Source organism: Streptomyces sp. NPDC006339, from assembly GCF_040612775.1.
GTDB lineage: Bacteria > Actinomycetota > Actinomycetes > Streptomycetales > Streptomycetaceae > Streptomyces.
Genome location: NZ_JBEXQW010000021.1, coordinates 97,533 through 114,316, shown reverse-complemented (window position 1 = coordinate 114,316; position 16,784 = coordinate 97,533). Strand labels below are relative to the sequence as shown.

The window sequence follows — 16,784 nt, the reverse complement described above, 5'->3', positions numbered from 1 at the left end:
GTTGGGCTTCGGCCAGGTTTTGCGGAAGGTGGCGGTGACCGACCGGCTACCGGGCGCTGATCGCGTCGGGCCGCGCCCGCGGAGCGGCGTGGGACTCGACGCCCTTCACCGTCGTCCCGGGGCGCACGCGCAGAAGGAGACCAGCGGCATCAGCTCCTCGGCGAGGGGTCACGCGACGGCCTCCACCGCCTCCTCCTCGTACGGGAAGCGGGCCGGCGGGGCCTCGCGGTGGAAGAAGGTCTCCGCGCGGGACATCGCCGCCGTGTCCGCCCGCACCCGGCCCGGGCGGGAGCCGGTGCCCATGAGGACGCCGCCGAAGCGCATCCGCAGGTAGGCCGCGGAGTTGCTCAGGGAGGTCACCAGGCCGTCCGCGACGACGTGCTCGCTGTGGGCCAGGGCGGTCACGCCCCACAGGGTGCCGCCCGCCATGCGCTCCTTGAAGTCCGAGCCGGGCACGTTGAGCCAGCCGGACCAGTAGTCCAGGAAGCGCTTGGCCTGCGCGGAGAGGCTGTACCAGTACAGGGGCGAGACGATGACGACGTCCGTCGCCTCCACGGTGGCGTCCAGCAGCATCCGCTCGGTCGCGCCGGTCGGCGCGCCGGTGATCTCGTGCCGCCCGTCCTGGAAGTCGGGCAGGTCCAGCCCGTTCAGGTCGATCCAGCGCTGGGGGACACCGGCGGGGAGTCCGGCGGCGGCGGCGCGGGCCAGGATCTCGGAGTTGCCGTCGGGGCGGGAGCTGCCGAGGACGAAGAGGAACGAGCGGTCCGAGAAGTCGGGGCGGCCGTGCGGGGTGCGCGGGGCGTCGAGGGTCATGTCATCTGCTCCGTCCGATGGGTGGTTCCCCGATGCCAACGGCCCAGGCCCGTACGGGTATTCCGGCCGGGCGGCCAAGCCCCGCCGGCCGGGCGTTCGGGCACCCCATCGGCCCGGCCGATGGGGGCATCGGCAGGACGCCCCACTGGCTCGTGGACCGGCCCCGGCCCGTCTCCGTAGCGTCGTCGGCATGAGAAACGAGACCAGGGGAACCGTCGAACTGACCCTCGCCATGGTGCTGTCCGGCACCCTCGGCGTCTTCGTCGTCGAGTCCGGCGCCTCCCCGTTCGTGGTGGTGTTCTTCCGCTGCCTCTTCGGGGCGCTCGCCCTCGCCGCCTACAGCCTGGCCCGCGGCTTCTTCACCGGGCACGGCCTCACCCCGCGGAAGTTCGGCCTCGCCGCGCTCGGCGGCGCGCTCATCGTCTTCAACTGGGTGTTCCTCTTCGAGGCGTACGAGGCCACCTCCATCTCCCTGGCCACCGTCGTCTACCACACCCAGCCGTTCTTCCTCGTGCTCTTCGGCGCGCTGGTGCTCCGGGAGCGGATCGCGGCGGCGAAGGTGGGCTGGCTGGTGGTCGCGTTCGCCGGGCTCGTCCTCGTCTCCGGCGTGCGCCCCGGCGACACCGCCTCCCTCGCCGGGCTCGGCTACGCGCTCGCCGCCGCCGTGCTCTACGCCCTGTCCACCCTCGTCACCAAGCGGATCACCGGCGTCCGCCCCCATCTGGTCGCCCTCGTCCAGGTGACCACCGGCATCCCGCTGCTGCTGCCCTTCGCGGACTTCGGCGAGGTGTCCGGCCTCGGCGCCGGCTGGGGCTGGCTCGCCGGGCTCGGCCTGATCCACACCGGCGTGATGTACGTCCTGATGTACGCGGCCTACCAGAAGCTGCCCACGGCCAAGATCGCCGTGCTCGCCTTCACCTACCCGGCCGTCGCCATGCTGGTCGACTGGCTGGTCTACGGGCACCACATCGGTCTCGTGCAGGCCCTCGGCGTCCCGCTGATCGTGCTCGCCAGCCTCAAGGTGACTCTTGGACGAGCCGCCGCGCCTGCTCCACGAACAGCCGCACATGCTCCGGCAGCCGCTTCCCCCGCCGCCACGCGATCTGCGTGAACAGCCGGAACGACGGCTCCCAGTCCAGCGCCACCAGCGCCCCGGACGCCAGCTCCTCACGGACGGCGATCCGGGGCAGGAGCGCGATCCCGAGGCCCGCGGCCACCCCGCGCTTGCTCGCCTCGATCGTGCCGTACTCGGTGAACACCGGCCCGTACGGCTTCAGCTCCGCCTCGAACAGATCCCGGTAGGCACACCCCGGCTCCGTCCCCACCAGACCGCTTCCGGCCACGTCCCCGGCCGTCAGGCCGGTCCGCCCGGTCAGCGGATGCCGCGGCCCGGCCACCAGGACCAGCGGCTCCTCGGTCAGGACCTCGCTCTCCAGCCCCTCGTGCTCGGTCTCCCGCTCCATCAGGAACCCCAGGTCGTACGTCCCCGCCCGCAGCGCCTGCCGGGTCGCGTCGCCCAGCGTCGGGCGCAGCGCGAGCCGCACCCCCGGATAGCGGTGGTGGAAGAGCTCGAGCAGCGGCGGCAGCCGGTAGGAGGTGAGCGACTCCATGGTGCCGACGGCGATCGGCCCGGCCGGCTCGCCGTCCCCCGCCACCGCGGCCCGGGCCTCCTCGGCCAGGGCGATGATCTGGCGGGCGTACGGCAGCAGCCGCTCCCCGGCCTCGGTGAGCCGGATGCGGGAGCCGAGCCGCTCGAAGAGCTCCGTGCCGAGCGTGGACTCCAGGGAGCGGATCTGGCCGGTGACGCTGGACTGGGCGTACCGGAGCTCGGAGGCGGCCCGGGTGAAGGACAGGACGGTGGCGACCTTCTCGAAGGTGACCAGGAGCCGCAGCTCCATCACTGGTCCTTGTCGCCGTCCTGCTCGCGCTTCTTCAGCTCCTCCTCGCGGCGGCGCAGGTCCGCCTCCCAGTCCTTGAGGAGCGACTCGTCCTTGGTGTTCTCCTCGCGGAGCGACTTCAGGAACTCGGGATTGTCGTCGGGGGCGACCCACTCCTGGCGGTGGTTGCGGTGCCATTCGCTCGGCGTGCGGCCGCCGGCCGGGGCCTTGCGCATCTTGCCGGCGGCGAACCAGACGATCGGCCCGACGATCCAGAAGAGCAGGATGATGATGACCCAGACGACCTTGGGCAGGTGCTTGACCTCGTCCTCGGGGGTGTTGAGGCAGTCGATCAGCGAGTAGATGACCAGCGCCAGCGGCAGGATGAACATCAGTGCCCTGAGCATGTGGGACAGCCCCCTGGATGCGATGGCGGGGCGTTCAGTACGGCCCCGGTGAGGCTTCCAGGTTATCGGGTGACCGATACTTGCCCCTATGGCTTACGACGATCTCCGCTCGCTGCTCAGGGCGCTGGAGCGCGAAGGCGACCTCAAGCGCATCAAGGCCGAAGTCGATCCGTACCTGGAGGTCGGGGAGATCGTCGACCGGGTGAACAAGGCAGGAGGACCCGCGCTTCTCTTCGAGAACGTGAAGGGCTCCGCGATGCCGCTCGCGATGAACGTGTTCGGCACGGACCGGCGGCTCCTCAAGGCGCTCGGCCTGACGTCGTACGAGGAGATCAGCGAGAAGATCGGCGGGCTCCTCAAGCCCGAGCTCCCGCAGGGCTTCGTCGGCGTCCGGGAGGCATTCGGCAAGCTGGGCTCGATGGTCCACGTGCCGCCGAAGAAGGTGAAGGACGCCCCCGTGCAGGAGGTGGTCCTGACCGGCGACGACGTCGACCTCGACAAGCTGCCCGCGCTCTTCACCTGGCCGAAGGACGGCGGCTCCTTCTTCAACCTGGGCCTCACCCACACCAAGCACCCGGAGACCGGCGTGCGGAACCTGGGGCTCTACCGCCTCCAGCGGCACGACAAGCGCACCATCGGCATGCACTGGCAGATCCACAAGGACAGCCGGAACCACTACGCGGTCGCCGCCGAGCGCGGCGAGCGGCTGCCGGTCGCGATCGCCTTCGGCTGCCCGCCGGCCGTCACGTACGCCTCCACCGCCCCGCTCCCCGGCGACATCGACGAGTACCTCTTCGCCGGCTTCGTGCAGGGCAAGCGGATCGAGATGGTCGACTGCAAGACCGTCCCGCTCCAGGTCCCGGCGAACGCCGAGGTCGTCATCGAGGGGTGGCTGGAGCCGGGCGAGATGCTGCCGGAGGGTCCCTTCGGCGACCACACCGGCTTCTACACCCCGCAGGAACCGTTCCCCGCGCTGAGGATCGACTGCGTCACCATGCGGAAGCGCCCGCTGCTCCAGTCGATCGTGGTCGGCCGGCCGCCGACCGAGGACGGGCCGCTGGGGCGCGCCACGGAGCGGTTCTTCCTGCCGCTGCTGAAGATCATCGTGCCGGACATCGTGGACTACCACCTGCCGGAGTCCGGCGGCTTCCACAACTGCGCGATCGTCTCGATCGACAAGAAGTACCCGAAGCACGCGCAGAAGGTCATGCACGCCATCTGGGGCGCCCACATGATGTCGCTGACCAAGCTGATCGTCGTGGTCGACAAGGACTGCGACGTGCACGACCTGCACGAGGTGTCCTGGCGGGCCCTCGGCAACACCGACTACGCCCGTGACCTGACGGTCGTCGAGGGACCGGTGGACCACCTGGACCACGCCTCCTACCAGCAGTTCTGGGGCGGCAAGGCCGGCATCGACGCCACCAAGAAGCTGCCCGAGGAGGGCTACACCCGGGACGGCGGCTGGCCGGACATGGTCGCGTCCGACCCGGCGACGGCGGCCCTGGTGGACCGCCGCTGGAAGGAGTACGGACTGTGACCACGGCCGCGGTGCCCGGCGCGCGGCCGGGCCGCACGAAAGCCTTCCTGCGCCTGGTGATGATCGAGCACTCGGTCTTCGCCCTGCCCTTCGCGTACATCGCCGCGCTCACCGCGATGTACCAGGAGGACCGCAGCGTCCACTGGGTGCGGCTGCTCCTCGTCACCGTCTGCATGGTGGGTCTGCGGACCTTCGCGATGGCGGTCAACCGGATCATCGACCGCGAGATGGACGCGCGGAACCCGCGGACCGCGCAGCGCGAGCTGGTCACCGGCGCGATGTCGGTGCGGCACGCCTGGGTCGGCGCGCTGATCGCCCTGGTCGTGTTCCTGGGCGCGGCGGCGCTGCTGAACCCGCTGTGCCTGGCGCTCGCACCGGTCGCCGTGGTGCCGATGGTGGTCTACCCGTACGGGAAGCGGTTCACGAACTTCCCGCAGGCCATCCTGGGCCTGGCGCAGGCGATGGGGCCGGTCGGCGGCTGGCTCGCGATCACCGGGGCCTGGTCGTGGGAGGCGGTGGTCCTCGGCCTCGCGGTGGGCGTGTGGATCGGCGGCTTCGACCTCATCTACGCCTGCCAGGACGTCGACAGCGACCGCGAGACCGGCGTCGGCTCGGTGCCGGCCCGGTTCGGCGTGCCGGCGGCCGTGTGGGGCGCGCGGGTCTGCCATGTCGTCACGACGGCCCTGCTGGTCTGGTACGCGCTGCTCACCGGCGCGGGTGCGTTCTTCTGGGTGGGCCTGGTGATCGTGGCGGCGGCGTTCTGCTACGAGCACGCCATCGTGAAGCCGCACGACCTGTCGCGGCTCAACCGGGCGTTCTTCACGGTGAACGGCTTCATCGGCATCGCGCTCTTCGTGTGCGCCCTGCTCGACCTGCTGGTGCGCGGGCTCACCCCGTAAGGGGCCGGATAGGCTCGTCGGCGTGGAGCCGGTAGAGAAGCAGCAGCGTCGTCCCTGGGTGGTCGGGGTGTCCGGGGCGTCCGGGACCCCGTACGCCGCCTCCGTACTGCGAGGGCTGCTCGCGGCGGGGGAGAGCGTGGACCTCGTCGTCTCGCGGGCCTCGCGGCTGACGCTGCTCGACGAGACGGGGGTCGCCTTCCGGGACGCGCACTGGCGCGAGGACCTGGCGACCTGGCTGGCGCGGGGCGCCGACGGGAAGCCGGACACCTTCGCCGTGGACCCGGAGCGGCTGGCCGACGTGCGGTACTGGGCGGCCGGTGACCTGGCCGCGGGGCCGTCCTCGGGGTCGTACCCGGTGAAGGGGATGCTGATCGTGCCGGCGTCGACGGCCGCCGTGGCGGGGGTCGCGCTCGGTCTGTCGAAGGATCTGCTCCAGCGGGCCGCGAGCGTGATGCTCAAGGAGCGGCGTCCGCTGGTCGTCGCCGTGCGGGAGACCCCGCTGAACGGGCAGACGCTGCGGCACATGGTGGCGCTGGACGAGGCGGGCGCCGTGGTGCTGCCCGCCTCTCCGGCGTTCTACGCGGGGGCGACGCACATCCAGGATCTGGTGGACTTCGTCGCCGGGCGGGTGCTCGACGCGGCAGGGGTGCCGCACGGCCTGTACCGCCGGTGGGAGGGAGAGCTCGGTGGAGCCCTGCCCGGTGATTAGCGCTTGCGGGCGGCGCGCTTCTTCGCGGCGCGCTCCGAGGCGGCGGACGGCTGGTGGGCACGCGAGCGGTCGGCCAGCTCCTGCAGCTCACGCATACGGGCGTAGGCCATCTCGATCGTGTACACGGTGAACACCACTCCTGAAGATCGTCTTTGATCTGAATGAAGGATTCACAGGGTGTCTGACCCTGTGTACCTTAGATTCTATACCTAAACTCGCGGTATCGCTGGACAATGGAAGGCTTCATACCTATGGACGCCGTGGACAGGCAGCTCATCCAGGCCCTGCGCGAGAACGGCCGCGCCTCGTACGCCGAGCTCGGCCGGCTCGTCGGGCTCTCCGGGCCCTCCGTCACCGACCGCATCAACCGTCTGGAGGCGGCCGGGGTCATCACCGGCTACCGCGCCACCGTCGACGCCGCCTCGCTCGGTCTCGGCGTCACCGCCCTCATCGGCATCTCCCTCTCCGACGCCGCCGACCACGAGGACGTGGCCCGCCGGCTCAAGGACCTGGCCGAGATCGAGGACTGCTGGTTCATCGCCGGCGACGACTCGTACATGCTCAAGGTCCGCGCCAACGACGTCGACGGCCTGGAGAAGACCATCCGCCGGCTCAGCGGCACCAAGGGCGTCTCCCGCACCCGTACGACGATCGTGCTGTCCACCAAGTGGGAGAACCGGGTCGGGGATCTGCCGGAGGAGGGCTGACCCGCAGCGAGTACGGTGGTGGGGCCTGAAGCACGGGGATCGACGGAAAGAACGGAAGGCGGCCGGAGATGGACGCTGGGCTCAAGCGCGAGCTGGAGCAGAAGGTGCTGGCCGGGGAGCGGCTGAGCCGCGAGGACGGCATCGCCCTCTACGACTCCGACGACCTCGCCTGGCTCGGCGGTCTGGCCCACGAGGTCAGGACCCGCAAGAACGGCGACGTGGTCCACTTCAATGTCAACCGGCATCTGAACATGACCAACGTCTGCACCGCCTCCTGCGCCTACTGCTCCTTCCAGCGCAAGCCGGGCGAGAAGGACGCGTACACCATGCGCATCGAGGAGGCCGTGCGCCTCGCGAAGGCGATGGAGAACGAGAACCTCACCGAGCTCCACATCGTCAACGGGCTCCACCCCAACCTGCCCTGGCGCTACTACCCGCGCTCGCTCTCCGAGCTGAAGAAGGCGCTGCCGAACGTCTCGCTGAAGGCATTCACCGCCACCGAGATCCACCACTTCGAGACCATCTCGGGCCTGTCGGCCTCGGAGATCCTCGACGAGCTGATCGGGGCCGGTCTGGAGTCGCTGACCGGCGGCGGCGCCGAGATCTTCGACTGGGAGGTCCGGCAGCACATCGTGGACCACCGCACCCACTGGGAGGACTGGTCCCGGATCCACCGCCTCGCGCACGAGAAGGGTCTGAAGACCCCGTGCACGATGCTGTACGGCCACATCGAGGAGCCTCGCCACCGCGTGGACCACGTGCTGCGGCTGCGCGAGCTCCAGGACGAGACCGGCGGCTTCCAGGTCTTCATCCCGCTGCGCTACCAGCACGACTTCGTGGACATGCAGGACGGCAAGGTCCGCAACACCCTCCAGGCGCGGACCCAGATGGCGACCGGCGCCGAGGCCCTGAAGACCTTCGCCGTCTCGCGGCTGCTCTTCGACAACGTCCCGCACGTCAAGGTGTTCTGGGTGATGCACGGCGTCCAGACCGCGCAGCTCGCGCTCCAGCACGGCGCGGACGACATGGACGGCTCGGTCGTCGAGTACAAGATCACGCACGACGCCGACAACTACGGCACCCCGAACAAGCTGACCCGGGACGACCTCCTGGAGCTCATCCGGGACGCCGGTTTCCGGCCGGTGGAGCGCAACACGCGCTACGAGGTCATCCGCGAGTACCCGGGGCCGGACCCGGACCGCCGCGAGTCGCCGCAGCCGATGCGGGTCTGACGCCGGGGCCGGACCCCCTCCGCGCCGCTTCCGGTCCTAGCGGAGCGGAAGCAGCATGATGATGTCGTCGCGGTCGTCGCCCGGGGCCACCCGGATGGCGCCCGGGACGCGTCCGACCTCCTTGCAGCCGGCCCGGGCGTAGAAGGCGTCGACGCCCGTGCCGCCGCGGCAGGTGAGCCGGATCGCCTCGATGTGCTCGAAGCCCTCGGCGGTCCGGGCCGCCTCCTCGACCGCCGCCATCAGGTCGAGTCCGTACCCCTTGCCCTGGTGCCGGGGGTGCACCATCACCGTGTACAGCCACACCCAGTGCGTCATCAGGGGGTGGCTGTTGTGCGTGAAGAAGGCGGTGGCGGCCACCCGGCCGTCCGGGTCGTCGGTGTCCCGGCCGACGAGCAGGCGCGTGGTGCCCTCGGCCATGCCGACCAGATGCCGCAGCAGGGCGGGCCGGATCTCCTCCGGCGTGACGGGAGGGACGAACCCGACGGCGCCGCCCGCGTTGGAGACGTCCGCCCACAGGGCGAGGACGCCGTCGCGGAGCGCGGGGTCGACGGCCGGATCCAGCTCGAACGTAAGGGGCATGAGGTGAGAGTATCCATTACCTTGCCCTCGGCTCAAGGGTCGGCGACCGCGCGCGGAGCCGTCCGTGCTTCACTGGAGGGACGCTTGTCCTGTACGGGAGGGACTCACATGCTTCGCTACAGCCTGCTGCGCCTCGGCATCTTCGCCGGCTGCTTTCTCGCGCTCTGGGGCCTGGTCTACATCGGCGTGCTGCCGCGCGGCCTCGGCGACTCCAACCTGCTGTGGGTCCTGCTGCTCTCCGTCGTCGTCTCGGCCCCGCTGAGCTTCGTGCTGCTGCGCCGCCAGCGCGACGAGCTGAGCGAGCGGATCGTGGAGAGGGTCGACCGGGCCAAGGGTCGCCTGGAGGCCAACCGCTCGGCCGAGGACGCCGCGTAAGGTACGTCACAACCTCAGACATCCCGGACACCCCGGGTGGGAGCTTCGAAGGCTCCCGCCTGGGGTGTTCTGCGTTTCGGAGGTCTTCGGGCCCCTGGATGCCTCAAAGAATGGCTTTGAGGTTCTCAAAGTTCAAGTGTTAACGTATCCGGCGTGAAGACAGCAGTGCGCCTCCTCGATGCCGCGAGCACCCCGCTCGTGGCGCGCCTGCATGTCGATCTGTGCCGCTGTATGTCCGCGGTCTGTTGCCGCGCGCTCTGACCCGGCATCATGCAGCGGCCCGCGTGTTTCGCGCGAGTGTGCCGCACCCCCGTCCCCGTATTTCCCGATACGCACCCGTGGAGTGTGTCTGTGTCCGCGTCCGCGCCCGTGACGAAGTCCCCGTCCCGCATACCCAAGATCCCGTTCTGGGCCCAGATCGTCGCCGGCCTCGTCATCGGCGTCCTGCTCGGCTGGCTCGCCCGCAGCCAGGACATCGGCTGGCTCAAGGAGACCCTGACCCAGGTCGGCGGCATCTTCGTCCAGTTGCTCAAGCTGGCCGTCGCCCCGCTCGTCTTCTTCGCGATCCTGGTCTCGATCACCAACCTCCGCAAGGTCAACAACGCCGCCCGGCTCGCCGCCCAGACCCTCGTCTGGTTCATGATCACGTCGCTGATCGCGGTCGGCATCGGCCTCGCCATCGGCCTGCTCACCAACCCCGGCTCCGGCACCGGCCTGACGCCGAAGGACGGCAAGCTGCCCGAGAACCAGGGGAGCTGGATCGACTTCCTCACCGGAATCATCCCGACCGACGTCATCACGCCCTTCACCGAGCTGAACGTCCTCCAGATCGTCTTCATGGCCGCCGTCGCCGGCGTCGCCGCCCTCAAGCTCGGCGACAAGGCCCAGCCGATCCTCTCCCTCGCCGAGTCCGTCCTGGAACTGCTCCAGAAGGCCCTGTGGTGGGTCATCCGACTGGCCCCCATCGGCACCGCCGGCCTCATCGGCAAGGCCATCGTCACCTACGGCTGGGACCTGATCGGCAAGTACGCCACCTTCACCGCCGACGTCTACATCGGCTGCGCCCTGGTCCTCTTCGGCGTCTACCCGCTGCTCCTCGCGACCGTGGCCAAGCTCAACCCGCTCCAGTTCTTCAAGGGCGCCTGGCCGGCCATCCAGCTCGCCTTCGTCTCCCGCTCCTCGGTCGGCACCATGCCGGTCACCCAGCGGGTCACCGAGCGCCTCGGCGTCCCGAAGGAGTACGCCTCCTTCTCCGTGCCGTTCGGCGCCACCACGAAGATGGACGGCTGCGCCGCGATCTACCCGGCGCTCGCCGCGATCTTCATCGCGCAGATCTTCGACGTGGAGCTGGGCGTCAAGGAGTACCTGCTCATCGCCTTCGTCTCGGTGATCGGCTCGGCGGCCACCGCCGGTCTCACCGGCGCGACGGTCATGCTCACCCTGACCCTGTCCACGCTCGGCCTCCCGCTGGAGGGCGTCGGCCTCCTCATGGCGATCGACCCGATCCTCGACATGATGCGCACCGCCACCAATGTCGCCGGCCAGGCCCTGGTCCCGGTGATCGTCTCCGCCCGCGAGAAGATCCTGGACGTCGCCGCGTACAACTCGGCGTCGGCCTCGCCGGTCGACGGCCCGAACGACGAGCGCGAGACCGCCGCGGCCGAGCAGAAGGTGACGCTGCCCGCCCCCGCCTGACCCGCACGGCCGCCCCGCACGGCAGCCCGTTCCACCGCGCCCCGGACCGCAGGACGGTCCGGGGCGCGGTGCGTCCTCAGCGCCCCGGCCGGGCGGGAGCCGCCGGCGGAGTGCGTTCTCAGCGCCCCGGCCGGGGAGGAGCCGCCCGCGGGAACGCGATACGGACGGTCAGGCCGCCGCCCTCCGCGCGGGAGCGGGCCGTGGCGGTCGCCGTCGCGCCGTGGGCGCGGGCGATCGCGTCGACGATCGACAGGCCCAGACCCGCGCCCTCGCCGGGGCCGTGGGTGCGCTCGCCCAGGCGGCGGAACGGCTCGAAGAGCAGCGGGACCGTCTCCGGCGGCACCACCGGCCCCGTGTTGGTCACCTCGATCCCCTCCGCTCCGACCCGGAGCACCACCCGGCCGTCCGGCACGTTGTGCCGGACCCCGTTCGCGAGCAGGTTGTGCAGCAGCCGGTCGAGCAGCACCGCGTCGCCGTCGACGGCCAGCGGACCGGTCCGTACGTCCACGCGCACCCCGCGCCGTTCCGCCTCGCCCGCCAGCGCGGCCGCCGCCTGCCGGGCCAGCTCGTCCACCGCCACCCGGCGCCGCTCCTTCAGCCCCTGCTCGGAGGTCGCGAGCAGCAGCAGCCCCTCGATGATCCGCTCGCTGGAGTCCGCGACCTCGATCAGCTTCGACCGGATCCGCGCCACCCGCTCCGGCGACGGCTCTCCCGCGAGGCCGATCTCCGCCGCCGCCCGCTGCACGGCCACCGGCGTGCGCAGCTCGTGCGCCGCGTTCGCCGCGAACCGCTGCTGGGCGGCGACGAGCCGCTCCATCCGCCCCAGCATGTCGTCGAAGGTGTCCGCCAGCCGCTTGAGCTCGCCCGGCGGCCCGGCGAGGGCGATCCTCTCGTGCAGGTTCTCACCGGACAGGCGGCGCGCGGTGTCGGTGATGACGGCGACCGGGCGCAGCACCCGGCCCGCCACCCACCAGGCCACGATCACCGACAGCAGCGCGTACACCGCGAGGACGGTCACCGAGACGGTCAGGAGCCGTTCCAGGGCGGCGGACTCGGCCGCGTCGCTGACCGTGCGGGTGAGGGCGAGCGCCGTGCGGGGCACGGTGCCGGGCGGGACAGGGCCGGGGCTCGCGGGCACGGCGCTCGGGTAGCCCGTCGGGAAGGCGGTGGGGTAGTCCGTCGGGAAGGCGCCGGGGGACGCGGTGGGGTGCGCGGTCGGCAGGTCCTCCATGCGCCGCGCCGGTACGGCGGTGGTGACGGCCATGCTGATCGACGAGTACAGGCCGTCCTTCACCAGCACGTACACGACACCGGTGAGCAGGGCGCCGGCGAGCACCAGCAGACCGCCGTACAGCGCGGTCAGGCGCGTGCGTTCCCCGCCGAGCGGAACGGACGCGGACGGCCGGCGGGTCCGGCCGCTCATGACGCGATCCGGTAGCCCGCGCCCGGGACCGTCTCCACCACCGGCGGCTCGCCCAGCTTCGCCCGCAGCTTGCTCAGGGTCACCCGGACCGCGTTGGTGCGATAGCTGGTGTGCTCCTCCCAGACCTGCTCGATCAGGTCCTCGCCGCTGACCACCGCGCCCTCGGCCCGCAGCAGCGCCTCCAGGACCCCGAACTCCTTGCGGGACAGGTGCAGATGACGCCCGTCGCGGCTGGCCTGCCGGCGGGCGGTGTCCAGGACGATCCCGGCCCGCTCCAGGACCGGCGGCAGCGCGGGCCGGGCCCGCCGCCCCAGCGCCAGGACCCGGGCGAGCAGCTCGTCGTACGCGAAGGGCTTGGCCAGGTAGTCGTCCGCGCCGAGCCCCAGGCCGTCCACCCGGTCCCGTACCGTCCCGGCGGCCGTCAGCATCAGGACCCGGGTCATCAGGCGCTGCTCGACCACCCACCGGCACACGTCGTCCCCGTGCACCCCCGGCAGGTCACGGTCCAGGACGAGCACGTCGTACGCGCCGAACCGCAGCTTCCGCAGCGCCTCCGGGCCGTCGGCCGCGACGTCCACGGCCAGCGCCGCGCGGCGCAGCCCCTCGGCGATCAGCTCCGCGAGGAACGCCTCGTCCTCCACCACCAGTACGCGCATGGCCCCTGTGTATCCGAAAGGGACCTTTCGCCGGTGTAAACGAAACCGCTGAGAGAAGCGAAACATCCCTTCACGGCACTCTCCTCGCCATGACGACTCGACGGATCACCCGTGCGGCCGCCGCCGCTTCCCTGGCCGCCGCCCTCTCCCTCCTCGCCACCGCCTGCTCGGGCTCCGACGCCGGTTCCTCCGGGAACGGAACGAAGGACGGCAGCGTGACCGAGGAGGGCAAGAAGGCCGACCAGGCTTTCGAGCACCGCAAGTGCCTGCGCGAGCAGGGCCTCGACGTGCCCGAGCCCAAGCCGGGCGAGAACGGCGTCGGGCTCACCATCGGCGGCGACGGCATGTCGAAGGAGAAGATGGAGAAGGCGTTCAAGGCGTGCCAGAGCAAGTCCGGTGGCTCCGGCTTCGGCAAGGAGCCGACGCAGGCCGACAAGGACAAGGCGCTCGCGTACGCGAAGTGCATGCGCGAGAACGGCTTCAACATGCCGGACCCGCAGTTCGACGGCGGCGCGCACAAGGCCATGCCGATGCCGCAGGGCGCCGAGAAGGACAAGATGGAGAAGGCCGCCAAGGCGTGCGAGGGCGTGGTCCGATGAGCGACCGTGCGAGCCGCGGGCGGCCGCTGGGCCGGCGCCGGCTGGTGATCGCCCTCGTGACGATCGCCGCCGTTGCGGGCGCGGGGGTCGCCGTCACCGCCCTCGCCGCCCCGGAGAAGCCGCGCGACACCGCCGCCGGAGCACGCGGCCTGCCGCCGGACACCGCCCCCGTCACCCGCGGCGACCTCGGCGACAGCTCCCGGCAGGACGGCACCCTCGGCCACCTCGGCGAACGGAGGATCAACGCGGGCGGCCCGGGCGGCATCCTGACCTGGCTCGCCCCGGCCGGCTCCGTCGTCGAGCGGGACGAACGGCTCTACGAGGTCGACGGCGAGCCGGTGCTGCTGATGTACGGCCAGGCGCCCATGTACCGGACGCTCAAGGCGGGCGACAAGGGCAAGGACGTACGGCAGGTGGAGGAGAACCTCGCGGCCCTCGGCTACACCGGCTTCGACGTCGACGAGGAGTACACGGAGAAGACGGCCGCGGCCGTCGCGCGCTGGCAGAAGTCCCACGGCCTCAAGCGGACCGGCACCGTCGGCCCGGACCGGATCGCCTTCGCGGGCAGCGCCGTACGGGTCCAGGAGGCGGGCGGCGGCGACGCCGACGGCACCCGGGTCGCGGTCGGCGACCGGGTCGCACCGGGTGCCCCCGTCCTCACGGTGACCGGCTCCGAGCGGGTGGTGAGCTTCAAAGTGCCGGCCTCCGAGGCCGCCTCGGCGAAGGTCGGCACCCGGGTCACCGTCACGCTGCCCGACGGCACGCGGCTGCCGGGCAGGGTGTCGGCGGCCGGGAAGACCGCGTCGACGGGCGACGACCCGCAGGACAGGACCCCGAGGATCGACATCACGGTCTCCTTCGACGACCCGGAGAAGGCCAAGGGCGTCGACCGGTCACCCGTCACCGTCGACCTCGTCGGCGAGATCCGGCGCGACGTCCTCTCCGTCCCGGTCAACGCCCTGCTGGCGCTGCCCGGGGGCGGCTTCGGCGTCCAGGTCGTCGAGAACGGCGGGACCAGGGACGTGAAGGTCGAGCTCGGCATGTTCGCCCAGGGCCGGGTCGAGGTCCGCGGCGAGGGGCTGCGCGAGGGCATGAAGGTCGGGGTGCCGTCCGTATGACCGCCGACCGTACGGCGGCGGGCGCTGTCGTCAGGAACGTCGTGGCGCCCAGGAACGTCGTGGAGCTCCGGGGTGTCGTGAAGGAGTACGCGGGCGGGGTCCGCGCCCTCGACGGCGTCGACCTCGCCGTCACCGAAGGGGAGTTGCTCGGCATCGTCGGCCCTTCCGGCTCGGGCAAGTCGACCCTGCTGCACATCGTCGGCACCCTCGACCGGCCGACCTCCGGCACGGGCGCGATCGCCGGCCACGACATCGCCTCCCTCACCGACCGGCGGCTGTCCGCCCTGCGCGCCCGCCACATCGGCTTCGTCTTCCAGGCGTTCCACCTCGTGCCCGGGGTCGGCGCGCTGGAGAACGTCGCCGAGGGGCTGCTCTACTCCGGGCTGCCCCGGGCCAGGCGCCGCCGCATGGCCGCCGAGGCGCTGGCCCGGGTCGGGCTCTCCGACCGCGTGCACCACCGGCCGCACGAGCTGTCCGGCGGTCAGAAGCAGCGCGTCGCGATCGCCCGCGCGGTGGTGGGACAGCCCGATCTGCTGCTGGCCGACGAACCGACGGGCGCGCTGGACTCGGCGTCCGGCGAGGCGGTCATGGACCTGCTGCACACCCTGAACGAGGAGGGGGCGACGATCGCCGTCATCACCCACGACACCGAGATCGCGGGGCGGCTGCCGCGCCAGGTCAGGATCCGGGACGGCCGGGTCGTCGCGGACACGGCCCGCGGAAAGGTCGCCGTCTGATGGCCGGTTCGCGCGCCCGTACGCGCACCTTGAAGGCCGCCCGGCTCGGGCCGCGGGACGTCCTGCACGTCGGCTCGGCCGGGCTGCGCAGCAGACCCGTACGCGTGGTGCTGTCCGCGCTCGGCATCGCCATCGGCATCGCGACGATGATCGCGGTGGTCGGCATCTCCGCCTCCAGCCAGGCGCAGTTGCTGCGGCAGCTCGACGCGCTCGGCACGAACATGCTGGTCGCGAAGCCGGGCGAGGGGATGTTCAGCGGGCAGGAGGTCAAACTGCCCAAGGACGCGGTCGGCATGGTCGGCCGTATCGAGGGCGTCGAGAAGGCCGGCGGGACCGGCGACCTCGACCGTTCGGTACGCCGCTCCGAGAAGATCCCGGAGGGCGAGACGGGCGGCCTCGCGGTGAAGGCGGCCACCGAGGGACTGCTCGGGGTGCTGCGCGGCACGATGGCGTCCGGCACCTGGTTCAACGCCGCCAACAGCCGCTATCCGTCCGTGGTGCTCGGACATGTCGCCGCCGAACGGCTCGGCATCGACCGGCCCGGCCGCCAGGTCTGGATCGACGACCGCTATTTCACCGTCGTCGGCATCCTCGACCCGCTGCCGCTCGCCCCGGAGATCGAGCGCTCCGCGCTGGTCGGCTGGGACGGCGCCCAGCGGCTGCTGGGCTTCGACGGCCATCCGACGGCGGTGTACGAGCGGTCCACGGACGCGTCCGTACGACAGGTCCAGCGGTTGCTCGCCCCGACGATCGACCCGCAGAACCCGCAGAACGTGGCCGTCGGCGACCCGTCCTCGGCGCTGAAGGCGAAGGCGGCGACGGAGGGCGCGTTCTCCACGCTGCTCCTCGGGCTCGGCGGGATCGCGCTCCTGGTCGGCGGCGTCGGCGTCGCCAACACCATGATCATCTCGGTCCTGGAGCGCCGCCACGAGATCGGCCTGCGCCGCTCGCTCGGCGCGACCCGGGGCCAGATCCGCCTCCAGTTCGTCACCGAGTCCCTGATGCTCTCCGGCCTCGGCGGCCTGGCGGGCGTGGCCCTGGGCGCGGCGGCGACGGCGGTGTACGCGACCACGGGCGGCCTGCCCTGGGTCGTCCCGCCCTGGTCGGCGGCCGGCGGCTTCGCCGCGACGCTGGTGATCGGCACGGTGGCGGGCCTCTACCCGGCGGTCCGGGCGTCCCGCCAGTCACCGACGCTGGCACTGGCGGCGGCGTAGGGGGCCGGGGCCCCGTGGGGGGGCATGGGGCCTGGGGCCTGGGGTCTGGCCTCGGGCCCGGGGCTGGGGGCATGGGGCCTGGGGCCTGGGCCCCGGGCGGGGGCTGCGGGCCTGGGGTCGGCGCCTGGGGCCTGGGCTTGGGTACGCCTCGGGCCTCGGGCCTCGGGCCTCGGGCCTCGGGCCCGGGGCCCGGAACGGCCAGGG

Annotated in this window: 19 protein-coding genes; 12 read left to right on the top strand and 7 right to left on the bottom strand. The window is 71.8% G+C overall.

The annotated features are described in order from the left end of the window. Window positions 1-168: 168 nt before the first annotated feature. Window positions 169-813, bottom strand: coding sequence for an NAD(P)H-dependent oxidoreductase (locus ABZ135_RS18930; protein WP_356697112.1), 645 nt, complete (start codon window positions 811-813; stop codon window positions 169-171). Between the two features lie 190 nt (window positions 814-1,003). Here ABZ135_RS18930 and ABZ135_RS18925 point away from each other — a divergent pair, with 190 nt between their 5' ends. Continuing rightward, window positions 1,004-1,924, top strand: coding sequence for a DMT family transporter (locus ABZ135_RS18925; RefSeq protein ID WP_356697110.1), 921 nt, complete (start codon window positions 1,004-1,006; stop codon window positions 1,922-1,924). Here ABZ135_RS18925 and ABZ135_RS18920 read toward each other — a convergent pair. Both ABZ135_RS18920 and ABZ135_RS18915 read right to left on the bottom strand, forming a co-directional pair. Continuing rightward, window positions 1,830-2,711 carry a LysR family transcriptional regulator gene (locus ABZ135_RS18920; RefSeq protein WP_356697108.1) on the bottom strand — a complete coding sequence of 294 codons (882 nt, stop codon included), beginning with the start codon at window positions 2,709-2,711 and terminating at the stop codon, window positions 1,830-1,832. The two genes, ABZ135_RS18925 and ABZ135_RS18920, sit on opposite strands and share 95 nt — an antisense overlap. Next, complete coding sequence (locus tag ABZ135_RS18915; protein ID WP_356697106.1) at window positions 2,711-3,097, bottom strand: PLD nuclease N-terminal domain-containing protein; 387 nt, start codon at window positions 3,095-3,097, stop codon at window positions 2,711-2,713. The genes ABZ135_RS18920 and ABZ135_RS18915 overlap by 1 nt, the downstream gene beginning before the upstream one ends. An 88-nt stretch (window positions 3,098-3,185) precedes the next feature. On the opposite strand from ABZ135_RS18915, the gene ABZ135_RS18910 reads away from it, so the two are divergent. From ABZ135_RS18910 to ABZ135_RS18900, 3 genes are read left to right on the top strand one after another with little or no spacing between them, the layout of a single operon-like run. Continuing rightward, complete coding sequence (locus tag ABZ135_RS18910) at window positions 3,186-4,637, top strand: menaquinone biosynthesis decarboxylase (protein WP_356697104.1); 1,452 nt, start codon at window positions 3,186-3,188, stop codon at window positions 4,635-4,637. After that, window positions 4,634-5,536, top strand: coding sequence for a menaquinone biosynthesis prenyltransferase MqnP (gene mqnP, locus ABZ135_RS18905; protein WP_356697102.1), 903 nt, complete (start codon window positions 4,634-4,636; stop codon window positions 5,534-5,536). Before ABZ135_RS18910 ends, mqnP begins: the two co-directional genes overlap by 4 nt. A gap of 22 nt (window positions 5,537-5,558) precedes the next feature. Next, the gene (locus ABZ135_RS18900; protein ID WP_356697100.1) at window positions 5,559-6,245 is read left to right on the top strand and encodes a UbiX family flavin prenyltransferase; all 687 of its coding nucleotides are present in this window, start codon (window positions 5,559-5,561) and stop codon (window positions 6,243-6,245) included. Here ABZ135_RS18900 and ABZ135_RS18895 read toward each other — a convergent pair. Then, the gene (locus ABZ135_RS18895; RefSeq protein WP_356697098.1) at window positions 6,242-6,382 is read right to left on the bottom strand and encodes a hypothetical protein; all 141 of its coding nucleotides are present in this window, start codon (window positions 6,380-6,382) and stop codon (window positions 6,242-6,244) included. The two genes, ABZ135_RS18900 and ABZ135_RS18895, sit on opposite strands and share 4 nt — an antisense overlap. A 114-nt stretch (window positions 6,383-6,496) precedes the next feature. On the opposite strand from ABZ135_RS18895, the gene ABZ135_RS18890 reads away from it, so the two are divergent. Together ABZ135_RS18890 and mqnE are read left to right on the top strand one after the other, a co-directional pair. Further along, the gene (locus ABZ135_RS18890; RefSeq protein WP_356697096.1) at window positions 6,497-6,952 is read left to right on the top strand and encodes an Lrp/AsnC family transcriptional regulator; all 456 of its coding nucleotides are present in this window, start codon (window positions 6,497-6,499) and stop codon (window positions 6,950-6,952) included. A gap of 68 nt (window positions 6,953-7,020) precedes the next feature. After that, complete coding sequence (mqnE, locus tag ABZ135_RS18885) at window positions 7,021-8,184, top strand: aminofutalosine synthase MqnE (protein ID WP_356697094.1); 1,164 nt, start codon at window positions 7,021-7,023, stop codon at window positions 8,182-8,184. Between the two features lie 36 nt (window positions 8,185-8,220). Here the strand turns inward: mqnE and ABZ135_RS18880 are convergent, their stop codons facing one another. Beyond that, a complete protein-coding gene (locus ABZ135_RS18880) occupies window positions 8,221-8,763 on the bottom strand; it encodes a GNAT family N-acetyltransferase (protein ID WP_356697092.1) in 543 nt (180 codons plus the stop codon). Window positions 8,764-8,871: 108 nt separating this feature from the next. Here ABZ135_RS18880 and ABZ135_RS18875 point away from each other — a divergent pair, with 108 nt between their 5' ends. Further along, window positions 8,872-9,138, top strand: coding sequence for a DUF4229 domain-containing protein (locus ABZ135_RS18875; RefSeq protein WP_356697090.1), 267 nt, complete (start codon window positions 8,872-8,874; stop codon window positions 9,136-9,138). A gap of 345 nt (window positions 9,139-9,483) precedes the next feature. After that, complete coding sequence (locus ABZ135_RS18870; protein ID WP_356697088.1) at window positions 9,484-10,833, top strand: dicarboxylate/amino acid:cation symporter; 1,350 nt, start codon at window positions 9,484-9,486, stop codon at window positions 10,831-10,833. Window positions 10,834-10,951: 118 nt separating this feature from the next. Here ABZ135_RS18870 and ABZ135_RS18865 read toward each other — a convergent pair whose 3' ends face one another. Continuing rightward, window positions 10,952-12,256, bottom strand: coding sequence for an ATP-binding protein (locus tag ABZ135_RS18865; protein ID WP_356697086.1), 1,305 nt, complete (start codon window positions 12,254-12,256; stop codon window positions 10,952-10,954). After that, complete coding sequence (locus ABZ135_RS18860) at window positions 12,253-12,912, bottom strand: response regulator transcription factor (RefSeq protein WP_356697084.1); 660 nt, start codon at window positions 12,910-12,912, stop codon at window positions 12,253-12,255. Before ABZ135_RS18860 ends, ABZ135_RS18865 begins: the two co-directional genes overlap by 4 nt. Before the next feature lie 89 nt (window positions 12,913-13,001). On the opposite strand from ABZ135_RS18860, the gene ABZ135_RS18855 reads away from it, so the two are divergent. The 4 genes from ABZ135_RS18855 to ABZ135_RS18840 are packed head-to-tail and all read left to right on the top strand — an operon-like array spanning window position 13,002 to window position 16,580. Continuing rightward, a complete protein-coding gene (locus ABZ135_RS18855; RefSeq protein ID WP_356697082.1) occupies window positions 13,002-13,511 on the top strand; it encodes a hypothetical protein in 510 nt (169 codons plus the stop codon). Then, window positions 13,508-14,629, top strand: a complete 1,122-nt coding sequence (locus ABZ135_RS18850; protein WP_356697080.1) for a peptidoglycan-binding protein — start codon at window positions 13,508-13,510, stop codon at window positions 14,627-14,629. Before ABZ135_RS18855 ends, ABZ135_RS18850 begins: the two co-directional genes overlap by 4 nt. Continuing rightward, window positions 14,626-15,366 carry an ABC transporter ATP-binding protein gene (locus ABZ135_RS18845; RefSeq protein WP_356697078.1) on the top strand — a complete coding sequence of 247 codons (741 nt, stop codon included), beginning with the start codon at window positions 14,626-14,628 and terminating at the stop codon, window positions 15,364-15,366. The genes ABZ135_RS18850 and ABZ135_RS18845 overlap by 4 nt, the downstream gene beginning before the upstream one ends. Then, window positions 15,366-16,580: an ABC transporter permease gene (locus ABZ135_RS18840; protein WP_356697076.1), complete on the top strand. Its 1,215-nt coding sequence runs from the start codon at window positions 15,366-15,368 to the stop codon at window positions 16,578-16,580. Before ABZ135_RS18845 ends, ABZ135_RS18840 begins: the two co-directional genes overlap by 1 nt. Window positions 16,581-16,784: the final 204 nt, after the last annotated feature.